Annotated in this window: 22 protein-coding genes; 3 read left to right on the top strand and 19 right to left on the bottom strand. The window is 65.7% G+C overall.

From position 1 onward, the window contains the following. Positions 1 to 168 precede the first annotated feature (168 nt). The 18 genes from AC1AYN_RS03635 to AC1AYN_RS03720 all read right to left on the bottom strand — a co-directional run bounded on the left by AC1AYN_RS03635 (position 169) and on the right by AC1AYN_RS03720 (position 15,809). Positions 169 to 540 (bottom strand): hypothetical protein, encoded by a 372-nt coding sequence (locus tag AC1AYN_RS03635; RefSeq protein ID WP_476532148.1) that lies wholly within the window; start codon positions 538 to 540, stop codon positions 169 to 171. Between the two features lie 104 nt (positions 541 to 644). Next, entirely contained in the window at positions 645 to 1,295 is a 651-nt protein-coding gene (locus AC1AYN_RS03640; protein ID WP_476501696.1) for a MerR family transcriptional regulator, read from the bottom strand. A gap of 51 nt (positions 1,296 to 1,346) precedes the next feature. Then, positions 1,347 to 1,784 carry an FHA domain-containing protein gene (locus tag AC1AYN_RS03645; RefSeq protein ID WP_476501695.1) on the bottom strand — a complete coding sequence of 146 codons (438 nt, stop codon included), beginning with the start codon at positions 1,782 to 1,784 and terminating at the stop codon, positions 1,347 to 1,349. A 6-nt stretch (positions 1,785 to 1,790) separates the two neighbouring features. Further along, on the bottom strand, positions 1,791 to 2,636 hold the full coding sequence (locus AC1AYN_RS03650; RefSeq protein WP_476532150.1) for a DUF881 domain-containing protein: 846 nt from the start codon (positions 2,634 to 2,636) through the stop codon (positions 1,791 to 1,793). A gap of 1 nt (position 2,637) precedes the next feature. Next, positions 2,638 to 2,970 carry a small basic family protein gene (locus AC1AYN_RS03655; protein WP_101623019.1) on the bottom strand — a complete coding sequence of 111 codons (333 nt, stop codon included), beginning with the start codon at positions 2,968 to 2,970 and terminating at the stop codon, positions 2,638 to 2,640. Further along, entirely contained in the window at positions 2,970 to 3,959 is a 990-nt protein-coding gene (locus AC1AYN_RS03660; RefSeq protein WP_476532152.1) for a DUF881 domain-containing protein, read from the bottom strand. The genes AC1AYN_RS03655 and AC1AYN_RS03660 overlap by 1 nt, the downstream gene beginning before the upstream one ends. Beyond that, the gene (locus tag AC1AYN_RS03665) at positions 3,956 to 4,606 is read right to left on the bottom strand and encodes a CDP-alcohol phosphatidyltransferase family protein (RefSeq protein ID WP_476501692.1); all 651 of its coding nucleotides are present in this window, start codon (positions 4,604 to 4,606) and stop codon (positions 3,956 to 3,958) included. The genes AC1AYN_RS03660 and AC1AYN_RS03665 overlap by 4 nt, the downstream gene beginning before the upstream one ends. Before the next feature lie 61 nt (positions 4,607 to 4,667). Next, positions 4,668 to 5,519, bottom strand: coding sequence for an ATP phosphoribosyltransferase (gene hisG, locus AC1AYN_RS03670; protein WP_476501691.1), 852 nt, complete (start codon positions 5,517 to 5,519; stop codon positions 4,668 to 4,670). Between the two features lie 58 nt (positions 5,520 to 5,577). Then, a complete protein-coding gene (locus tag AC1AYN_RS03675; RefSeq protein WP_034528235.1) occupies positions 5,578 to 5,841 on the bottom strand; it encodes a phosphoribosyl-ATP diphosphatase in 264 nt (87 codons plus the stop codon). Positions 5,842 to 5,909: 68 nt separating this feature from the next. Beyond that, positions 5,910 to 6,578: a ribulose-phosphate 3-epimerase gene (gene rpe, locus AC1AYN_RS03680; RefSeq protein ID WP_034528233.1), complete on the bottom strand. Its 669-nt coding sequence runs from the start codon at positions 6,576 to 6,578 to the stop codon at positions 5,910 to 5,912. 75 nt (positions 6,579 to 6,653) lie between these two features. Further along, positions 6,654 to 7,595: a prolipoprotein diacylglyceryl transferase gene (lgt, locus tag AC1AYN_RS03685; RefSeq protein ID WP_034528231.1), complete on the bottom strand. Its 942-nt coding sequence runs from the start codon at positions 7,593 to 7,595 to the stop codon at positions 6,654 to 6,656. Between the two features lie 69 nt (positions 7,596 to 7,664). After that, positions 7,665 to 8,537: a tryptophan synthase subunit alpha gene (gene trpA, locus AC1AYN_RS03690; protein WP_034528229.1), complete on the bottom strand. Its 873-nt coding sequence runs from the start codon at positions 8,535 to 8,537 to the stop codon at positions 7,665 to 7,667. A gap of 39 nt (positions 8,538 to 8,576) precedes the next feature. Beyond that, positions 8,577 to 10,664 carry a bifunctional indole-3-glycerol phosphate synthase/tryptophan synthase subunit beta gene (locus AC1AYN_RS03695; protein ID WP_476532154.1) on the bottom strand — a complete coding sequence of 696 codons (2,088 nt, stop codon included), beginning with the start codon at positions 10,662 to 10,664 and terminating at the stop codon, positions 8,577 to 8,579. A 161-nt stretch (positions 10,665 to 10,825) separates the two neighbouring features. Beyond that, positions 10,826 to 12,043, bottom strand: coding sequence for an ABC transporter permease (locus AC1AYN_RS03700; RefSeq protein WP_476532155.1), 1,218 nt, complete (start codon positions 12,041 to 12,043; stop codon positions 10,826 to 10,828). Further along, positions 12,040 to 12,768, bottom strand: a complete 729-nt coding sequence (locus AC1AYN_RS03705; protein ID WP_476532156.1) for an ABC transporter ATP-binding protein — start codon at positions 12,766 to 12,768, stop codon at positions 12,040 to 12,042. Before AC1AYN_RS03705 ends, AC1AYN_RS03700 begins: the two co-directional genes overlap by 4 nt. Before the next feature lie 29 nt (positions 12,769 to 12,797). Beyond that, the gene (locus tag AC1AYN_RS03710) at positions 12,798 to 13,928 is read right to left on the bottom strand and encodes a peptidoglycan-binding protein (protein ID WP_476532158.1); all 1,131 of its coding nucleotides are present in this window, start codon (positions 13,926 to 13,928) and stop codon (positions 12,798 to 12,800) included. A 59-nt stretch (positions 13,929 to 13,987) separates the two neighbouring features. Beyond that, complete coding sequence (locus AC1AYN_RS03715) at positions 13,988 to 14,821, bottom strand: hypothetical protein (RefSeq protein ID WP_476532159.1); 834 nt, start codon at positions 14,819 to 14,821, stop codon at positions 13,988 to 13,990. A 169-nt stretch (positions 14,822 to 14,990) separates the two neighbouring features. Further along, the gene (locus AC1AYN_RS03720; RefSeq protein ID WP_476532161.1) at positions 14,991 to 15,809 is read right to left on the bottom strand and encodes a hypothetical protein; all 819 of its coding nucleotides are present in this window, start codon (positions 15,807 to 15,809) and stop codon (positions 14,991 to 14,993) included. A gap of 140 nt (positions 15,810 to 15,949) precedes the next feature. On the opposite strand from AC1AYN_RS03720, the gene AC1AYN_RS03725 reads away from it, so the two are divergent. Together AC1AYN_RS03725 and AC1AYN_RS03730 are read left to right on the top strand one after the other, a co-directional pair. Then, a complete protein-coding gene (locus AC1AYN_RS03725; protein ID WP_476532162.1) occupies positions 15,950 to 16,621 on the top strand; it encodes a response regulator transcription factor in 672 nt (223 codons plus the stop codon). Next, the gene (locus AC1AYN_RS03730) at positions 16,618 to 18,144 is read left to right on the top strand and encodes a sensor histidine kinase (protein ID WP_476532164.1); all 1,527 of its coding nucleotides are present in this window, start codon (positions 16,618 to 16,620) and stop codon (positions 18,142 to 18,144) included. Before AC1AYN_RS03725 ends, AC1AYN_RS03730 begins: the two co-directional genes overlap by 4 nt. Positions 18,145 to 18,211: 67 nt before the next feature. Here the strand turns inward: AC1AYN_RS03730 and AC1AYN_RS03735 are convergent, their stop codons facing one another. Then, entirely contained in the window at positions 18,212 to 18,826 is a 615-nt protein-coding gene (locus AC1AYN_RS03735) for an NAD(P)H-dependent oxidoreductase (protein ID WP_476532166.1), read from the bottom strand. 132 nt (positions 18,827 to 18,958) lie between these two features. Between AC1AYN_RS03735 and AC1AYN_RS03740 the strand changes: the two genes are divergently transcribed. Continuing rightward, positions 18,959 to 19,315, top strand: coding sequence for a hypothetical protein (locus AC1AYN_RS03740; protein WP_476532168.1), 357 nt, complete (start codon positions 18,959 to 18,961; stop codon positions 19,313 to 19,315). Position 19,316: the final 1 nt, after the last annotated feature.

Consider the following 19,316-nt stretch of genomic DNA (forward strand, 5'->3'; position numbering starts at 1 on the left):
ATACGGGCGGGCGTGTGCCTGCGAAGGCACCGCAATATATCTATTCTCAATTATCCGATAATGTACGTTATGTCAGATTGGCAATGTACGCGTGTACCCCGGCATGCCTCATCATCCGACATTCATGCCGCAATCCCCAATTGTCGCCCCCGTCGGACGCTCCCCCGATCACTTCCGCTTCGCGCGGTGCAGCCGCGCATCCATCTCGCTCATCATCGCGCGTCTCGCCTGCAGGTACAGGCATACGAGCTGCACGAGAATCAGCAGGATCACCACGGCTGCGGACGGCCAACCGTACCTGACGTAGAAATCACGCACGTCCGGATCGAACCCGCCATCGGCGAACCAGGTGAACGCCAGATACGGCGTCAACCCCAACAGCGCCGATGCCACGTGCGCGATCGTCACCGGCCAGCTCACACGATCCACGCCGCCCGTATACCGTTGCAGCAGGCCGCCGCGACGCAGGCAGATCACGATGATGTTGAGCGAAAGCACCACGTCGACGCACCACAGCGCCGCTGGAAGGATGTCCACCATGAGGCCCCCTGAATGTCGTAATACCGGGTATCGGCTCCGAAATACAACGAATCTGACATAACGTAGTCATGCCAGATTGATTCTCCACTACGTATACGACGGCTTCAGCGTCGCGCGGACTCCTGCTCCCGCTGGAGACGCCGCTCCTGGATCTTCCTACGCATGCGCGCAGCGGTCAGATCATCGATGGGGCGACCTGTGGAGCGTTTGGCCGGGGCCTTCGTCAGATCGACGTAGTCCTCCCCTTCCAACGCCACTCTGATCTGGTGCCATAGCGATCCGACCGATACCGCGAACACCGCCTTGCCGCTTTGCAGCAGGTCGAGCATCTGCTCGCTGGTGGTGCATTCGTGCACGTGCTGGCCGTCGCACATGATGGTGATGTGCTCGAGCTGGCCGACGGAACGCTGCGTGAGGAAGCTGATCGCCGTGGTCACGTTCTGCAGGTTCACGCCGGCGTCGAGCAGACGCTTGGACACGGCGAGGATGACGACGTCCTTGAACGAGTAGAGACGGCGTGATCCGGAACCGTGCGATGGCGTGATCGACGGTTCCAGAATCTGCTTGCGCGCCCAATAGTCGAGCTGACGGTAGGTGATGCCGGCGATCTTGGATGCGATGGAGCCACGGTAGCCGCGCATGATGTCCTCGTCGTCGGGAGTGGCGAACAGTTCCCCCTGCACGGCGTCCTCATTGAGATCGGTACGATCCTCGAGTCGCACGTGCAGATGAAGCCGACGATCATCCTCGTCCATCGCCACTCCCCTCGCTTGTTCCCGTGCCCGGCTACGCCCTGTGGACCATCGTCAGGAGATGACGGCCGACTTCGTGAAGAAGACGAGACGGAACTTACCGATCATGATCTCGTCACCGTTCTTCAACGTGGCCTGGTCGACACGCTGGCGGTTCACGTACGTGCCGTTCAGGGAACCGGCGTCCACGACGGTGAACACTCCCCCGGTGCGACGGAACACGGCGTGTGAACGCGAGACCGTGGAGTCGTCGAGCAGGATGTCGGCACGCGGGTCGCGCCCCACCGTCACCTCGTCCTCATCGAGCAGGTAACGGGAGCCGGACACCGCGCCTCGCGTGGAGATCAGCAGCGCCGTGCCCTCCGACAGTCGGGCGATGGTGTCGAGATCCTCCGTGGTGAGCGGACGGTCGCCGGTCGCGGTTACGGGAATGGTGATTGCGGGCAGACCGATGATGGTCGTCTCGCCTGCGCTGGGAATTGGTTCTGTCATGGTTTCCTATTCTACCGTCCTTGCGTACTTATATTGCTTTTCGCCGCGCACGGCGTTGATGACGACGTCGTCGGATTGTTCGACGGTGACGCGTGAACCGTACATGACTTTGAGTCTGGAGCCGATGCCGCCCGCGATGTTCACCGCGTTCTGCAGGTCCCCCGGATTGCCGATGGCACGCACCACATACGGCGTGTCGAGCGTGACGCCGTCGCACTGCAGCTTGCCGTCGTTGCCTTTGACGATCGAGGTGGAGGTGACGACGCGCACGTCTCCGATGGAGATGACTTCGGCGCCGGCGTTGCGCAGCTCCTCGATGAGGGTGAACAGCGTGGCCGCGTCGATGCTCTGCTTCGTGCCCTTGGTGATGCGGATGATCACGCCCTGCCCCTGCGCGGGCAGCCTGCCGGAGATGATGCCGCTGGTCTCCTCGTTCTGCTTGGCGATCTTCTCGGCCTGGTCGCGTTGGTCGGCGGCGGCCTTGAGGCTGGTGAGCTGGCTGGTGAGCTCGTTCTTGCGCTGTTCGAGGTTCGTGGCCTGCGTGCTGGTCTCGTTGATGAGGCGTACGAGCTCGTCCTCGCTCATCGTCTCGTAGGTGGACTGCGTGTTGTTGATCTGCGTCATGTAGCCGAAGCCGAGGAGGGCGCACATGAGCACGACGAGCAGCGTCGAGGCGAGCTTGGTCTTCAGTCCGGCCCCGCCGAGCTCACGTTTGCCGTCCCGACGTTTGCCGACCTGGGGGAACGATCCGGTCTCCAACGAATCGTTGCGTTTCTCGGCGGCGTCGCGCGCCTTCATCTCGCCGATGATGTTCCCGCCGTTCCGTGCGGGTTTCCTGCCTCGTCTCGCCATGTCAGCCTCGGAAGATGAACCGTCGGATGGCGGACACGTTGGAGAAGATGCGGATGCCGAGCACGACGATGACGGCGGTCTGCAGCTGCGAGCCGACGCCGAGCTGGTTGCCGAGCAGGACGAGCAGCGTGGCGGTGATGACGTTCGCGAAGAACGAGATGATGAACACGCGATCGGAGAAGCGGCGCTCGAAATAGGCGCGCGCGGCGCCGAGCAGCGCGTCGAGCGCCGCCACCACCATAATCGGCAGATACGGCTGTATCCATACGGGAATGTCCGGTTGGACGAACACGCCGATCACCACGCCGATGATCAGTCCGAGCACTGCTGCCATTACTTCGCCTTCCTCGCGTAGCTGATGTCTCCGACTACGGCCGCTTCCAGTGTAATCGACTTCGACTGTTTCATCTGCAGGGTGATGCCGGCGTCCTTGTAGGCGTCATACAGGGTCCCGAGCCTGTCGGGATCGGCGACCTGGGACAGCGCGGTCCTGTCCCCGATGGCCTCGATGCGGTACGGGCTGTCGACCGCGTCCAATCCGATGAGGATCGTGCCGCCGGCGGTGCGGATCGAGGTCTGGATGCCGAGCCGATGCCCGTTCACCGCGATCGCCTCGGCACCGGACTGCCAGAGCAGGGAGACGAGCTGCTGCAGGTCGGCGTCGGTGACGACGCGCAGATGCCCGCCGGAGGATTCACGCGGCGTGGCGCCGTTCGTGGAGCCATTGGAGGCGGCGATCGGGTTGGATACGGTGAGCGTGACGCCCTCGCCGGTCACCTTCACCTGGCCGCTGGCCATCTCGTCGTCCAACACGGTCTGCGTGGAGCCGGCGACGTCGAGACGTTTCGATTGCCGTTCGATCTGGCCGCGCAGCGTGTTCACCTCGCCGGTGAGCTTGCCGACGTTCTTCTGCGAGGATTCGAGTTCGGCGGCGAGCGACGCCCTCACCGCCTTGCGCGGATCGGAATGGAGCTGCTGCACGAACAGGCTGCCGAGGAATCCGACGCCGATGCAGACGATGAAGCAGACCACGCGCGTCACCCACATCATCATCGGCGATTCGCGGTGGGTGGCGAGGTTCGAATCGAGATAGATCGGGTCGAGCGGACGGTTGGTCAGATCGTCGATGAGTCTCAAGGAATCGTCCTGGCGGATGCGTCGGCGGCGTTCCCGCTCGCTCAGCGGAGCCGTTGCCTGGGCGGCATGATGGGATAGGAGTCCCCCGTACGCGTGGGAGAATGCCGAACGACGACGCCTTGTCGGCGCTCCGTCCGTTCCTCTCCCCGCTGGATATGATGCCGGCACCGGCTCGTCCACGCTCATGCGCGGGCCTTCTCACGCCGTTCGCGCTCTCGCTGCTCATGCCGTTGCGGCAGCTCCTGGCGCAGCACGGTGACTCCCTGGCGGAAGTAGATGTACCCGGCGAGCCAGTACATGGCGACGCCCCAGATGCCGGTGGCCAGCGCCGCCAGATGCAGCAGACGGAACAGCGACCCGGTGCCGAGGTCGGCGATGGTGAGCGAGACGATCGCCATCATGAGCAATGCGGTGCCGGTCTTGCCGACGAAATGCACGGGCAGCGGGCCATAACCGTATTGCGCGAGCCACAGCACCTGGATGGCCATGAACAGGTCGCGTATGCCGATGACGATGAGCATCCACCATGGGATGATACCGGCGACGCCGAGCGCGATGATCGAGCAGAGAATGAGCAAGCGGTCGGCCAGAGGATCGAGAATCTGGCCGATCTTGCTCACCTGATTGAGTCTGCGGGCGAGGATGCCGTCCAATCCGTCGGAGAGTGAGGAGACCGCCAGCACGATCAGGGCGTTCACCATTTCGTGGTTCGACATCAGCCATGCGATGAACGGAATCGAGATGATCCTGAACAGGCTGAGCAGGTTCGGAATCGTGAGATAGATGTCGCGCGGTTCCGGGCTGTAGGTCGACTTGGTGTTGCGTTCGGTCATGCTGTCGGTGTTTCGTTTGCCTCTGGTCGTATGGGGATTATGGCGTCGTCGCCCGCGTGGGTCAGATGCGCGACGCGGTCAGCGCGGTCACGATGATGCCGCGCGCGCCCACGTCGTACAGCTTGTCCATGAGCTGGTTGACCTTCGCCTTGGGCACCATGACGCGCACCGCGTTCCACTGCTTATCGTGCAACGGCGAAATGGTGGGGCTTTCGAAGCCGGGGGTCACGTCGATGGCGGCGGCGACCTTGGACACGGGGATGTCGTAGTCCATGAGCACGTAGCGCTGCGCGGTGATCACGCCTTCGAGACGACGGCTCAGGATGGTCAGGCGCTCGTCCTTCTCGTCCAGTCGCGGCGAGCGGATGAGGCACGCCTCGGAGTGCATGATCGGGTCGGCGAAGATGCGCAGGCCGGCGTTCCTCAGCGTGGTGCCGGTGGACACGACGTCGGCGATGAGGTCGGCGACGCCCAGCTGCACGGACGATTCGACGGCGCCGTCCAGATGGATGGTCTCCGCGTTGATGCCGTGGTCGACGAGGTAGTCGTGCACGAGCTTGTCGAAGGAGGTGGCGACGCGCTTGCCGTCGATGTCCTCCAGCTTGGAGAAGGAGGATCCGTTCGGCGCGGCGAAGCGGAACGTGGAGGCTCCGAAGCCGAGCGGCATGTGCTCGAGCGCGGCGGTGCCGGAGTTCTTGAGCAGGTCCTGGCCGGTGATGCCGCAGTCGATGGTGCCGCGGCCCACGTACACGGCGATGTCGAGCGGACGCAGGTAGAACAGTTCGATGTCGTTGTCCGGATCCTCGACGACAAGCTGACGCGAGTTGGTGCGCAGACGGTAGCCCGCCTCCGCCAGCATGTTCCAGGCGGGTTCGGACAGCATGCCCTTGTTGGGCACGGCGATTCTCAGCATGGTTTTCCCCTTAGTCATGGATGCGGCGCGGGCTATATCGCCCGCGCCGCGGAAACAGTCACAGGTGCTTGTAGACGTCCTCGAGGCTCAGACCGTGCTTGATCATCATGACCTGCACGTGGTAGAGCAGCTGGCTCATCTCCTCGGCGGTGCGGTCCGCGCCCTCGTATTCGGCGGCGATCCAGGTCTCGGAGGCCTCCTCGACGATCTTCTTGCCGATGAAGTGAGTGCCCTTGTCGAGCTCATCGACGGTCAGGGAGCCTTCCGGACGGGTCTTGGCCTTCTCGCTCAGTTCGGCGAACAGCGATTCGAACGTCTTCATGTGTCTGTGATGCTTTCTTCTTGGTTTCGGAATATGGAATCCCGCGGGGAAACCGTGCGTGTCGACGCTCAGTCGCGGTACGCGGCTGCGGCCTTCTCGCGGATGGAGTCGATGGCGGCCGCGCGGTCGTCGGCGCCGTACACGGCGGAGCCGGCCACGAGCACGTCGGCTCCGGCCTCGGCCACGATGTGCGCGGTCTTCGGGCTGACGCCGCCGTCCACCTGGATCTTGGTGTCGAGGCCGCGGCGGGTGATCTCGTCACGCAGGCGACGGACCTTGGCCATCTGGTTGTCGAGGAACTTCTGGCCGCCGAAGCCGGGCTCGACGGTCATGATGAGGATCATGTCGAACTCGTCGAGGATGTCGAAGATCGGCTCGACCGGCTCGGCGGGGCGCACGGCGAAGCAGGCCTTGCAGCCCATGTCGCGCAGCTGGCGGGCGAGACGGACCGGGGCGTGGGTGGCGCCCATGTGGAAGGACACGGAGGAGGCGCCGAGACGCGCGTATTCGGGGGCCCAGCGGTCCGGGTCCTCGATCATGAGGTGCACGTCGACCGGCAGGTCGGTGACCTCGCAGATGCGCTTGACGATCGGCTCTCCGAGCGTCAGGTTCGGGACGAAGTGATGGTCCATCACATCGACGTGGACGAGGTCCGCGTTGGCGATCGCCTTGAGGTCGCGCTCAAGGTTGCAGAAGTCGGCGGACAGGATGCTGGGGGCGATTTCAATCTTCTTCATGGTTCCATACCTTATCCATCAAATGGGACTATGGCCGGCGTCCGGGAGCGTTGCGCCGCCGGACGGGGCGGATGTTCAGTCGTCGTTCCTCGCGTGTTCGTCTTCGGAACGCTCCTCGGCCTGGCGCTGCCGTTCGAGCTCGTCCGCGGTGACCGCGGTGAGACGGGCGGCGAGCGTCGACGTCTCCCGTCCGACGCGGTGCAGCGCGGCGAACAGGACGCATCCGGCGAGGAAGACGAGGATGGCGGTCCACACGTTGGTCCTGAGGCCCAGGATCACGGTGGAGTAGTTGATGCGCACGTTCTCGATCCATGTGCGGCCGAGGCCGTACCAGATCATGTACATGGCAAACTGCTGGCCGGCCTTGAGCCGGTCGGCGAACCTGCGTCCGATCCATACGATGAGCGCGGCCCCGATGAGGTTCCAGATCATCTCGTACAGGAACGTGGGGTGGAACAGCGTGCCGGAAGGGCATGCGGTCCCCTGGTAGCACACTTCGGTGCTGCCGATCGCGTCCGCCGAATCGTTGAGCTTCAGTCCCCACGGCAGGGTGGTGGGCCAGCCGAACAGCTCCTGGTTGAACCAGTTGCCGAGGCGTCCGATGGCCTGCGCCACGAGGAGTCCCGGGGCGAGGCAGTCGGCGAGCAGGGCGAACGGGTAGCGCTTGTGGCGGCACCAGAGGAACGCGGCCAGCGCGCCCACGCCGATGCCGCCGAAGATGGCCATGCCGCCCTCCCACACCTTGAGGATATTGACGAGGCTGCCGGTGGGCGGGAAGTACGCGGACGGCGTGGTGATGCAGTGGTACAGGCGCGCGCCGACGAGCCCCGAGGGCACGGCGACGAGCGTGGTGTCGAGCACTTGGTCGAAGGTGCCGCCCACGCGCTTCCAACGGCGGGTGAGGATCCACACGGCGAAGCACACGCCGATGAGGATGCATACCGCGTACATGCGGATGGTCACCGGTCCGATCTGGAACTTCGAGAACGTCGGCGAGGGAATGTATGCGAGATTCATGGGTTTCATCGCTCTCATCCTACGACGGGCGCGCCGTGGATCCGACGCGCCCGTGCGGAACGGCGGACGTCAGGCGCGCGCCCCGTGGATGCCCGCGGCGAGTTCCTCGCTCTTGGCGGCGAGCAGCTTCAGGCCTTCGGCGGTGTCGCGCGGCGAACGGTTGTCGTCGGCGAGCAGCGTGTGCACAAGCGCCGAGCCGACGATCACGCCGTCCGCGTAGGAGCCGACCTTCGCGCCCTGTTCGGCGGTGGACACGCCGATGCCGACGCACACGTTCTTCGCGCCCGCCTTGCGGGTGCGTGCGACGAGCGTCTCGGGGGACGCGTCGATGCTCGCGCGTTCGCCGGTGACGCCCATGCGGGCGGCCGCGTAGACGAAGCCACGCGCGTTCCTCGCGACGACTTCGAGACGCTCGTCGGCGGAGTCGGGCGACACGAGGAAGATGCGGTCGAGCCCGTGACGGTCGGACGCCTCGATCCACTCCCCCGCCTCGTCCGGGATGAGGTCCGGGGTGATGAGGCCGGCGCCGCCCGCGTTCTCGAAGTCGCGGGCGAACTTCTCGACGCCGTAGTGGTAGATGAGGTTCCAGTAGCTCATGATGAGCGGCACGCCGCCGGCGTTGGCCACGGTCTCCACGGCCTCGAAGACGCGTCGGATGGTCTCGCCGTTGTTCAGGGCGATGGAGGACGCGGCCTGGATGACCGGGCCGTCCATGACCGGGTCGGAGTACGGCAGGCCGATCTCGACCGCGTCGACGCCGTGCTCGACCATCGTGCGGAAGGCGTCGAGCGAGACCTCGGGGTCCGGGAAGCCGTACGGCAGGTAGCCGATGAAGGCCGGCTTGTCCTCGGCCTTGAACTTCGCGAACATGGCCTCGGTGGGGCTGGGCCGGTGGCTGATGCCCAGCGGCTGGCCGGAGGGCGTGGTTGCTGCGTTTGTCATATCGAAAATCTCCTCCTGATGCTGTGCATCCGTCGCCGTTCAGGCGACCGTGTTCCCGTGCGCGCCGGTCACTTCGAGCGCGGCGGCCTGGTCGTCGGTCAGGTAGCCGAACCACTTGCCGGCGGTGGCCATGTCCTTGTCGCCTCGGCCGGAGATGTTGATGATCATCACGGCCTTGTCGTAGCCCTTCGCCTTGAGGTCGGCGGCGGCCTTGAAGGAGCCGGCGACCGCGTGCGAGCTTTCGATGGCGGGAATGATGCCTTCGGTCTGGCTCAGGTCGCGGAACGCGTTCATCGCCTCCTCGTCGGTGGCCCACGAGTAGTTGACGCGGCCGATGTCCTTGAGCCACGCGTGCTCGGGGCCGACGGACGCATAGTCGAGGCCGGCGGAGATGGAGTACGTGTCGAGCGTCTGGCCCTCGTCGGTCTCCAGCAGGTAGCTCTTGGCGCCCTGGAACATGCCGAGCTGGCCGGTGCCAGGGGCGAAGCGGATGGCGTGCCTGCCGGATTCGGGGCCGTTGCCGCCGGCCTCGTAGCCGTACAGGTTGACACGTTCGTCGTCGAGGAACGCGTTCATCACGCCGATGGCATTGGAGCCGCCACCCACGCACGCGCACACCGCGTCCGGATGGTCGATGCCGTACCAGTCCTTGAGCTGCTGCTTGGCCTCCTCGCCGATGATCTTCTGGAAGTCGCGCACCATCTCGGGGAACGGATGCGGGCCCGCGACCGTGCCGAGCAGGTAGTGCGTGTCCTTGACGTTGGTGACCCAGTCGCGCAACGCCTCGTTGATGGCGTCCTTGAGGATCTTGTCGCCGAGCGTGACCTCGACGACCTCGGCACCGAGCATGCGCATGCGCGCCACGTTGAGGGCCTGGCGGCGAGCGTCGATCTGCCCCATGTAGATGCGGCACTTGAGACCGAGCATCGCGCACACGGTGGCGGTGGCGACGCCGTGCTGGCCGGCGCCGGTCTCCGCGATCACGCGGGTCTTGCCCATGCGCTTGACGAGCAGCGCCTGGCCGAGCGCGTTGTTGATCTTGTGCGCGCCGGTGTGGTTGAGGTCCTCGCGCTTGAGGAAGACGCGGGCGTCGAGTCCGGTCTTCTCGCGGATGAGCTTCGCGAAGCGCGGCGCTTCGGTCAGCGGCGAGGGACGGCCCACATAGCGCTGCTGCAGCGTCATGAACTCCTTGTGGAATTCGGGGTCCTTCTTGGCCTCATCGTAGACGCGCTCCAGCTCGTCGAGCGCGGTGATGAGCGCCTCGGGCACGTATCGGCCGCCGAACTGGCCCCAGTACGGGCCGTGGTGTTCGCTCAACGGGGTGGTTTCTGATGCTTTCACTCTTGCTCCTGCCTTCACTAGTCGTTCAACCGCAAGTTCATGGTCGTCCGCCGTGGCGACGCCCTCGCCGACCAGCACCGCGTCGGCGCCGGCCCGGCCGTAGTCCTCGACCTCGACCGCGCCGAACACGCCGGATTCGGCGACTCGGATCACGTCGTGGGGCAGGTCGTCGGCCAGTTCGGCGTACTTGTTGACGTCGACCCTGAGGTTCTTCAGGTTGCGGGCGTTGATGCCGATGACCTTCGCCCCGGCGGCGATGGCGCGCTCGATCTCCTCGCGTGTGTGCGTCTCGACGAGCACGGTCATGCCCAGCTCGTGCGCCAGGCCGAGCAGGTGCCTCAGCTTCGCGTCGTCCAACGCGGCGACGATGAGCAGCACCAGGTCGGCGCCGTGCGCACGCGCCTCGTAAATCTGGTAGTCGGTGACGATGAAGTCCTTGCGCAGCACCGGGATGTGCACGGCGGCGCGCACCTTGTCGAGATCGTCGAGGGATCCGAGGAAGCGGCGTCCTTCGGTGAGCACGGAGATGGCGCTCGCGCCGCCCCGCTCGTATTCGCGGGCCAATGCGGCCGGGTCGGGGATGTCGCTCAGGTGGCCCTTGGACGGGGAGGCGCGTTTGATCTCGGCGATCACGGGGATGCCGTCGGCGCGCTTGAGCCATCGTTTCGCGTCGATCGGGGCCGGGGCCGTCAGCGCGGCCTTCCTCACGTCCTCCAACGACACGGTGCGCTCACGGGTCTGCTGGTCCTCCAGCGCGCCCGCCACCAATTCGTCCAGTACCGACATGGTCCTCCCTTGAATGTCTGAAGTCTGACCATGCGCCACCATAGGCCAACCATGTCCGCAACCGGCGCGCGCGTCCTACATTCCGGGCATGGGGGACGCATTCCGGCTCTCGCCGCACCGGCGTACCGCCGTACCGCCACGGTTCCGTGATGCCGTCGCCGTCAGTCGCCGCGCAACGCCGCCGTAGGGGTGAACCGCGCCGCGCGGGAGGCCGGATGGATGCCGGCGAGCGCGCCGACGAGGATGGCGGCGCACCATGCCGTCGGCAGGGATGTCCAGTCCAGTGCGATTGGTTGTCGTGTGGATAGTGCGACGCCTATCGCCGTTCCTGCGCCGAGCAGGACGCCGGCGAATCCGCCGAGTGTGGAGAGCAGTGCCGCTTCGGTGAGGAATTGCATGCGGATGGCGCCGGGGGTCGCGCCGAGCGCGCGTCGCAGTCCGATTTCGCCACGGCGTTCCATCACGGTGACGATCATCATGTTGGCGATGCTCGTTCCTCCCATGGCGAGTGCGATCGCGCCGATCATGAGTCCCAATGCGGTCAGTGAGTCGTCGGTGGCGTTGCGGGCTTCGGATAGGTCGGCGGCCGCGTTGACGGTCACGCCGGTTCCGGTGAGGTTCGCCGCGTGGGCGATCATGCGGCGCAGCGTCTCCGCGTCGCCGGGTTTCGTGCGTACGTAGATGGCGCTGATTCGGCTGATGGTTTGCGTTTGGTCCGGGTAGTGGGCTTTCGCGTATTTCGATCCGATGATCACGGATGAGTCGAAGTGCTGCGCTTGCGGCATCGGTTCGAGGATGCCGATGACGCCGTACCATGCGTCGTCGATGAGGATGCGGTCTCCGGTCGTGGTCACGCCGAGGCGGTAGGCGGCTTCGGAGCCGAGGATCGTGACGGGCAGGTTCTCGTTGTCCGTGTCGATGCCGTGGCCTTGTGCGAGGGAGGCGCCGAGGGCGTCGAGCGCGCCTGGTCTCATGACGGACAACGCCAGCGCGTTGCCGTTGGATTTGGGGACGAATTCGTTCTTGAAGATCCGCGCGTTCTCCGGTGGGGTGTCGAAGACGCCGACCCGTTCGACCTGTGGTTGGCGGGCGATGGTCTTCGGCGCGTACTGAGGCAATGGGATCGGCTGTCGTGCGGCGTCCTGTCCCGGCGTGACCACCTGCAGGTTCGCCCCGAGCGCGTCGAGTCGTGCGAGCAGCGCCGCCTGGTTCGATGCGGCGATGCCGGACAGCGCCACGTATGCGGCGACGCCGAGCGCGATGCCCAGTGAGGCGAGCGTCGTACGTGACGTCCGTCCGGTCGCGCCGATCCATGCCGTGTGCAGGAGGTCCATGATGCGCGTGCCAATCGGCCGCGTGGATCGTGTGTCGTCGTTCATGGTCGTTCCCCTTCCATCGGTTCCGTCGCGGCGGCGTCTCGCAGGGTGTCGTCCCGCACGTTGCCGTCCTGGATGTGGAGGCAGCGCGGGAAACGGGCCGCGATGTCGGAATCGTGCGTGACGACCACGAGGCTCGCCCCGTCGTCCGCCGCTTCGAGCAGCAGGTCGATGACCGCGTGTCCTGTGGCGGTGTCGAGTGCGCCGGTGGGTTCGTCGGCGAAGATGATGTCCGGCCGTTTGGCGAGGGCGCGGGCGATGGCCACGCGCTGCTGTTCGCCGCCGGAGAGCTGTGATGGGCGATGGTGGAGGCGTTCCTTCAGTCCGACGCGTTCCAGGGCCTCGATCGCGAGTGCCTTACGCGTTGCGCGGGGCGTGGATGTGTATTGGAGTCCCGTCGTCACGTTCTCCAGCGCGGAGACCGTCGGGATGAGGTGGAACTGTTGGAATACGAAGCCGATTCGCGCGGCCCGCAGCATGCTGCGTCTCCGTTCCCCCATCGCGGCCACATCGTCGCCGTCGTAGTGCAACGTGCCGCTGGTGGGCATGTCGAGCGTGCCGAGCAGCGACAGGAGCGTCGATTTGCCCGAACCGGACGGTCCCACGATCGCGATGCGCTCCCCGTGACCGATGGAGAGGGATGTCTCGTGCAGGATCTCCAATGGTTCGCCGTCCCGTCCGGGATGGCTTTTCGTCGCCCGCTCCAAGGTGAGGAGCGGCGCCGGCATGGTCGATGGCCGTACCATTCCGCTGCCCGTCATGACACCACCACCTTGTCGCCGGCTTCGAGCCCGTCGGCCTTCGTCAGCTGGACCCGCGCGTTCGCGACCAGCCCGATTTCGACGGGGATGCGCGTGACCGTGTCTCCGCGCACCACTTCGACCGCGTACGTGTTGCCCGCGGATGCGATGATCGCGGTCACCGGCACGATCAGCGATTCGCCGGAGCCCGCCTGCCTGGAATCCGCCGTATTCGGGATGATGAGTTGCACCGATGTCGTGCCGAAGCGCGCCACCTGGGTCTGGTCGGGGAAGTCGACGCGCGCGGAGGGCGGGGTGACCTGCCCGTCCTTGCCCGTGGATTGGCCGCCCTGGTCGACCGCCGTAAGCGCGGTGTCGATGGTCGTGTTGTCCGGCATGATGACCTGCACCTTGTCGCCGGCCTTGAAGGTGGCGGCCTGCGTGGAGGTCAGCGTGGCTTCCACGTGCAGGGCCGTACCCGTGTAGCTGCCGGGGCTGGCGTCCCTGTCTCCGAGTCTCGCGGCCACGGTCTTGACGCGGATCGGCGCCGATGGCGCCAGCACCACGGAGGACGGCTCGAACACGCCGTTGGCGGCGTCGCCGGCCAGGCCGAGCGAACGTTGCCATTGGCGGACCGCCTCACGGGTCAGCCAGTCGAAATGCCCGTCGATGGTTCCGGCGAAGAATCCGAGTTCCGCGAGGTTCTGTTCGAGCTGGGTCACGTCCGGGCCGTCCGGCGCATCCACCTGGAGCGTACGCCAGAAGGGCCGCTCGCCGTGGAAGAGCGGCACGGGCGTGCCGTTCATCTCGTACACCTGTTGCCCGGTGGCGATTTCGGCGCCGGGCGTGGGCAGTCGGGTGATGACGCCGGTGGCCGGCTGGAAGTCGGATGACGCGTCGTACTGTAGGGTCCCTCCCAGTCGGGTCTCGGCGTCGAGGACGCCCTTGACGACCGGCTGGGTGCGCAGCGTGGTCACATCGACCTTCGCGGCCGACGCCGCGCGTCCGATGCCGGTCGTATGCCCGACGAACGTCCACGGTTTGACCACCACGCACGCCACGGCCAGCCCCACGGCGACGGCGAGCGCCGCGATGCCCGTGATGGCGCGGCGGATTCTTCTGGTCCTCCTCGTTGCGGTTCGTGTCATGTCGGGCCTCTTTCGTTGCATGTTCCCGGTTCTTCCGGCCGGGGTCGGGGTTTGTACGTCTATTGGGCCGTGACGGATGAGGTGGCGGAGCCGTCGATTTCGCTCATCGTCTTCGTGTAGTCGTAGCCGAATTCTTCGGGCGTGCCGTCGAAGCCGTAGGCGATGTGGGCGTCGCCTACGGGGCATTCTTTGAGAAACCGTCTGAGCTCTTCCTCTCCGACGGTTTTGGGGATGAGAATCGTGGTGGGTTCGTCGCCGGTCGGGTCGGCGACCCAGGTGAAGCCTTTGGCCCGGGCTTTCCGGGCGTAGTGGAGTGCGGTGCGTTTGTCGTCTTCGGAGATGGTCTGGGGTGTGGCGAGGTCCTGCGCGGGTTGGCTGAAATCGGGGTTCTTCTTCTCGCAGTCGGAGTAGTCGGAGCGTTTCGGCTCGTATGGTGTGCCGGCGAGCGCGGTGGAGTCCTTGAACGCCACCCAGACGGCGTTGTCTTCGAGGCTGGTGTACATGGCGTTGGTGTAGAGCTGCTGGGTTGTGTCGTTGGTGTCGACGTTGGTGCCGTCGGCGTTGGCTTGGATGGGGTTGCCGGATTGGTCGATCATGCGCAGTTCGGCCATGTTTTTGGTGGTGGGGCGTTTGGCCTTGCCGTCGGCGCCGGGGGTGACGGGGCCGGCGGCGACTTGGGCGTCGAAGCCTTTGCCTGTGAGGCAGGCGACGAATCGTTTGGCGGTGGCATCGGTTTCGAGTGCGGTTGTGCCGGCCAAATCCGCGTCGTCGCCATTCGTGCCGGCGGCAGATGGTGTGGCGCAGCCGGCGAGCGCGGCGAGGCAGAATCCGGCTGCCGCGGTCAGTGCGAAGATGTGTCGGCTGGCTGCGAGGATTGGTTGGATGCTGGTCATAGCGTCCTCCTTGGTCATCTTGGGGATGGCGTGTCCCATTCCCCTGTGTGGTTGCCGTGTCTCCATCCAAGCGTGTGACGCGTGGAGTGTCCGTGTGGAGTCGGCTCACTTTCGGATTACCGTTTTCGTCGTCCCGTCGGGTTTGATGGTTCCGGCGGACCGGCCGGGGTCATCGTCCTTGTTGGACCGCATTGGTGTCGTATGGGTAGTCGCCGGTCCAGCTGAAGATGACGGGTGCTCCGTCGGCGGGGCATTCCTTGAAGAAGCGGCGCACGTCGGTTTCGGGCACGGTGTCGGGGATGATGATGTGCAGGGGTTCGTCGCCGGTCGGGTCGGCGACCCAGGTGAAGCCTTTGGCCCGGGCTTTCCGGGCGAATGCGAGCGCCGCGTCCTTGTCCTTCCTGCTGGCATGGGAGTCGTCGATGCCTGTGGAGGCCACGCCTTGGGTGAAGTCGGGGTTGGCGTGTTCGCACGCCGCGTAGTCACCCTGCCTGGACGCGTACGGCGAGCCGGCCAGGTCGGCGGCGCCGTCGGCGATGATGTACGGGAAATCGTCGCCGGTGACGGCGTTGCTGATGGTGCCTGTCGACGTGATGTTCGGGTACAGGTTCGGATCGGTGGTCCAATCCCGTGTGACGACGCCGCCACCGTCGTCGATGAGCTTGGGCTGTTTGGGGTTGCCGGCCGCGTCGATCTCCAGTAGGGCGACCTGGTCGTTGTGCTCCCCCACGACGCGCGCGTCGAATCCTTTCGAGACGAGGCATGCGACGAACCGGCGCGTGATGGTGGGGATCGGATACGTGTCGGTCGTGCCTTCGGAGCCGGCTTGCGCCGAAACATCCGTCGCGTCGGCGTCGTCCGTGGTGGGATGCGCGTATGGTGCCGTGCAGGACATGAGCGGCAGCGTCATCAGCGTCGCCGCCATGACCGCGGCGAGTCGTACGGCCGTTCCCGGTTTGTCGGTGGAAGCTGCGGTTATGCGTGCCATGATGCGGCCCTCCTTCACCATCCATCGAACACCGTCCGCGGTGGCATCCGGGTGGTCGGCGCTCTCACTTTCGTCTTACCTTGGTTCGGGGAGGATAATGACTGGTACGACGTCCGTCCTGGGACAGGAAGGAGACGGGGATGCGGATACTGATCGTCGAGGACGACCGTGAGCTGGCGGCCGCGTTGGATGATGCGCTGCGATACGAAGGGTATGCGACCGATGTGGCTTCGACCGGAGTGGAGGCGCTGTCGGCGCTCGCCGACACGGATGTCGGCATCGTGCTGCTCGACCGGGATCTGCCGGTCCTGTCCGGCGACGCGGTCATGGCGACGATCGCCGCGAACCGCATCCCCGTCGCCGTGATCATGCTCACGGCCGCCGCCGAGATCGGCGATCGGGTCAGCGGGCTCGATTTGGGTGCCGACGACTATCTGACCAAACCGTTCGCCTACCCGGAACTGCTCGCCCGCATCCGCGCCCTGCAGCGTCGGACCGGCAAAGGGCTCGCCGTACAGGCGGTCCTGACGCGCGGCGACCTGACCCTTGATTCGACGCGACGGCTCGTGTTCCGCGACCACGGGCGCACGCTCGTCAGGCTCACGCCCAAGGAGTACGGCGTGCTCCTGGAGCTCATGCGCGCCGACGGCGGCTACGTGGGCGTGGACGAACTCTACCGGAACGTCTGGGACGGCGACGGCACGGGAGAACCCTCCGACGCGGTCAAGACCACCGTATACTCGCTGCGGCGCAAACTCGGCGGCCGTGACCTGATCGTCTCCACCCGCGGCGAAGGATACCGGCTCTCATGACCGACGAAACCGATAGGACGACCCCCGTCGCCGGCTCCGGCGGAAGACCCGGCGTCCGGCATCGCGTCGCCACACGCTTCAGAGGGGTGCTCGACGGAATCCGTCCCAGGACGTTCCGTGCGAAGCTCACGCTCGCCATCGGCCTCGTGTTCCTCATCGCCCTCGGATCGGCCACCATCGTACAGATGTTCGTCGTCAACGGTATGTTCTCCTACGCGATGACCATCACCTACGAAAACGGCCGGAACGGGAATGGGGACGGCTCGAACGGATCGTCGTCGGACAACGACGACTATCTGTCGGCCCAAGGCTGGTCCACGGACCCCAATCCCGACGCATGGAGCCGATCGCACCGTTCCACGGGCGGGAACGTCCCCGACTTCCTCGGCTCCTCAAGCGACGGGAAGGGCGAGGGAAGCGCCAGCGGACGGATCAACGGCGAACCGTACCGCGTCGACTGGGGTGGCGACGGGTCGTTCACCATCCGCACGCCCTACGGCGTCTCCGTATGGAACCAGAACACCATCGCCAACGGGCTGCGCATCAGCGCCGCCATCATCTTCGTCGCATTCGGCGCGATCAGCATCCTCGTCATCTGGATCGTCACCTCGCGCATGGCGAAACGTCTGCAATCCATCAGCGACCAGACCGCCGCGCTCGACCCCTCCGACCTCGGCACGCGCATCGACGTGGAACGCGGGGATGCGGCGAAACGGAGCGCACGCGACGACGAGGTCACCCGGCTCGGCGATTCCATCAACGGGATGCTCGACCGCATCCAGGCCGCCTCCGAAGCGGAACGCCGGTTCGTGTCGAACGCGTCGCACGAGCTGCGCACGCCCATCGCCGCCGTCGAGACGAACCTCGACGCGCCCCTCGCGCAAGGACGGTTCCCCGCCGACGTGGAACCTTCCGTACGCCGTGCGCTCGCCGCCAACCGGCGCGGCGCCGAACTGGTCGACGCGCTGCTGACGCTCTCACGCATCCAAAGCGGCGCATACGGCAAGCTCGAAGGCAACGGCGCCGCGGATGCCGGCAGCGCCGCGGACGGGTCGACGGACGTCGCCGCCTGCGTGAGAGACGCCCTAGCGGACATGGACGCGGAGATCGCCGCACGCGGAATCGCCGTCACTATCGACATGGACGGGCATGACGGCATCACGGCGAAGACGAACCCGACGCTGATGCGGCTCGCCGTCGACAATCTCATCCGCAACGCCGTCATGCACAACACGGACTCCGAAGGCTCGATCGACGTGACGCTCGACCGCGAGGGGGACCGGCTCCTCCTGACGATCGGCAACACCACCGGGGAGCGACTGCCCGACGATCTGACCGAACTCGTCCAGCCGTTCCATCGCGGCGTGAACTCCCGCATCAGCGCCGTCTCCGGCGTGGGACTCGGCCTGTCCATCGCCGACGCCGCATGCGAGGCGATGGGCGTGACGCTGCGCCTGTCGCGGGAGGAACGGGAGGGAGCCGACCGTTTCCTCGCCGGAATCGTCGGGATTCCCGTGGCATAGGCGTTCCGGCGTCTTCCCCACCCTTGGCGGAGACGCCGGAACGCCGCCCGTGCCCGATGGAGACGTCTCAGGCGAGCGAGGCGCCGAGCTCCCTGATCCCGTCGAGCTGCTTGGCCGCGGCTTCGCGCTTGGCGGGGTCGTCGTCGCCCATCGAGAGGTTATCGACGTAGACGATCTCGACGTCCTTCACGCCGCAGTACTTCATGAACGTCTGGCGGCGGATCTGGTTGTCCAACGCCTCGCCGATCCCGTCGGACTCGTACCAGGATTCCGGGCCGCCGGTGAGCATGATGACGCGCACGGTCTTGCCGGCGAGCGCGCCGGGCGTGCCGTCGGCGTTGTAGGCGAATCCGCGGCAGATGACGCGGTCGAAGAGGCCTTTGATCATGGCGGGCATGGTGTACCAGTAGATGGGGAAGACGAGTGCGATCACGTCGGCTTGGGCGAGGCTGGTCTGGATGGCTGCGACGTCTTTGGGCGTGTCGGCTTTGCCGAGGTAGTGGGCGCGGTCGGCGCTGGTGTAGACGGGGTTGAATCCGGTGTCGTACAGGTCGATGGTGTGGGTTTCGCCGCCGTGTGCGCGGAATCCTTCGGCGAAGGCTTTGCCGGCGGCGTTGGTGAGGCTGTGGTGTTCGGGGTTGGATGTGATGATGAGTGCGGTGCGTGTGGTGGTTGTGTTCATGGTTCCATTGTCCCGCCATGCCGGACGGGGTGGACGGGGTGGCATGGCCGCCGGTTGACTTCGTGTGGGGCGGTCGTGTAGCATGCGGGTGTTGGATAGTAGTTCCCACGGCTATGGAAGCCGTTCGAAGCATTGGTTGTCGCCGTCATTGTTCCGTCTGCTGGGGGTTCCGGCGACTGTTTGTTTGTCCAGGAGAGTGTTCATATGAGATTCATCGCTGTCGATTCGACGTTCGATCATGATTCGCGTGCGACGGATGTTCCGGAGGGCGTGCGCGTCCGGATCACCCGGCTGACGCCGCATCTTGATTATGATGTGGCCGTCACGGTGCCGGAGGGCATGCTTCCGTCGCGTAGGGAGACCACGCCGGGCGCGTTGATCGTGGGCGGGGCGATGGTGCATCATCGTTCGTTCCGCGAGCTTGGCGAGGCGGAGCGTTGGGCCCGGGAGTTCACCGACGGTCTGCGGGATGTGGCGGCGGTCGAATGAT

The organism is Bifidobacterium sp. LH_413 (genome assembly GCF_056357015.1).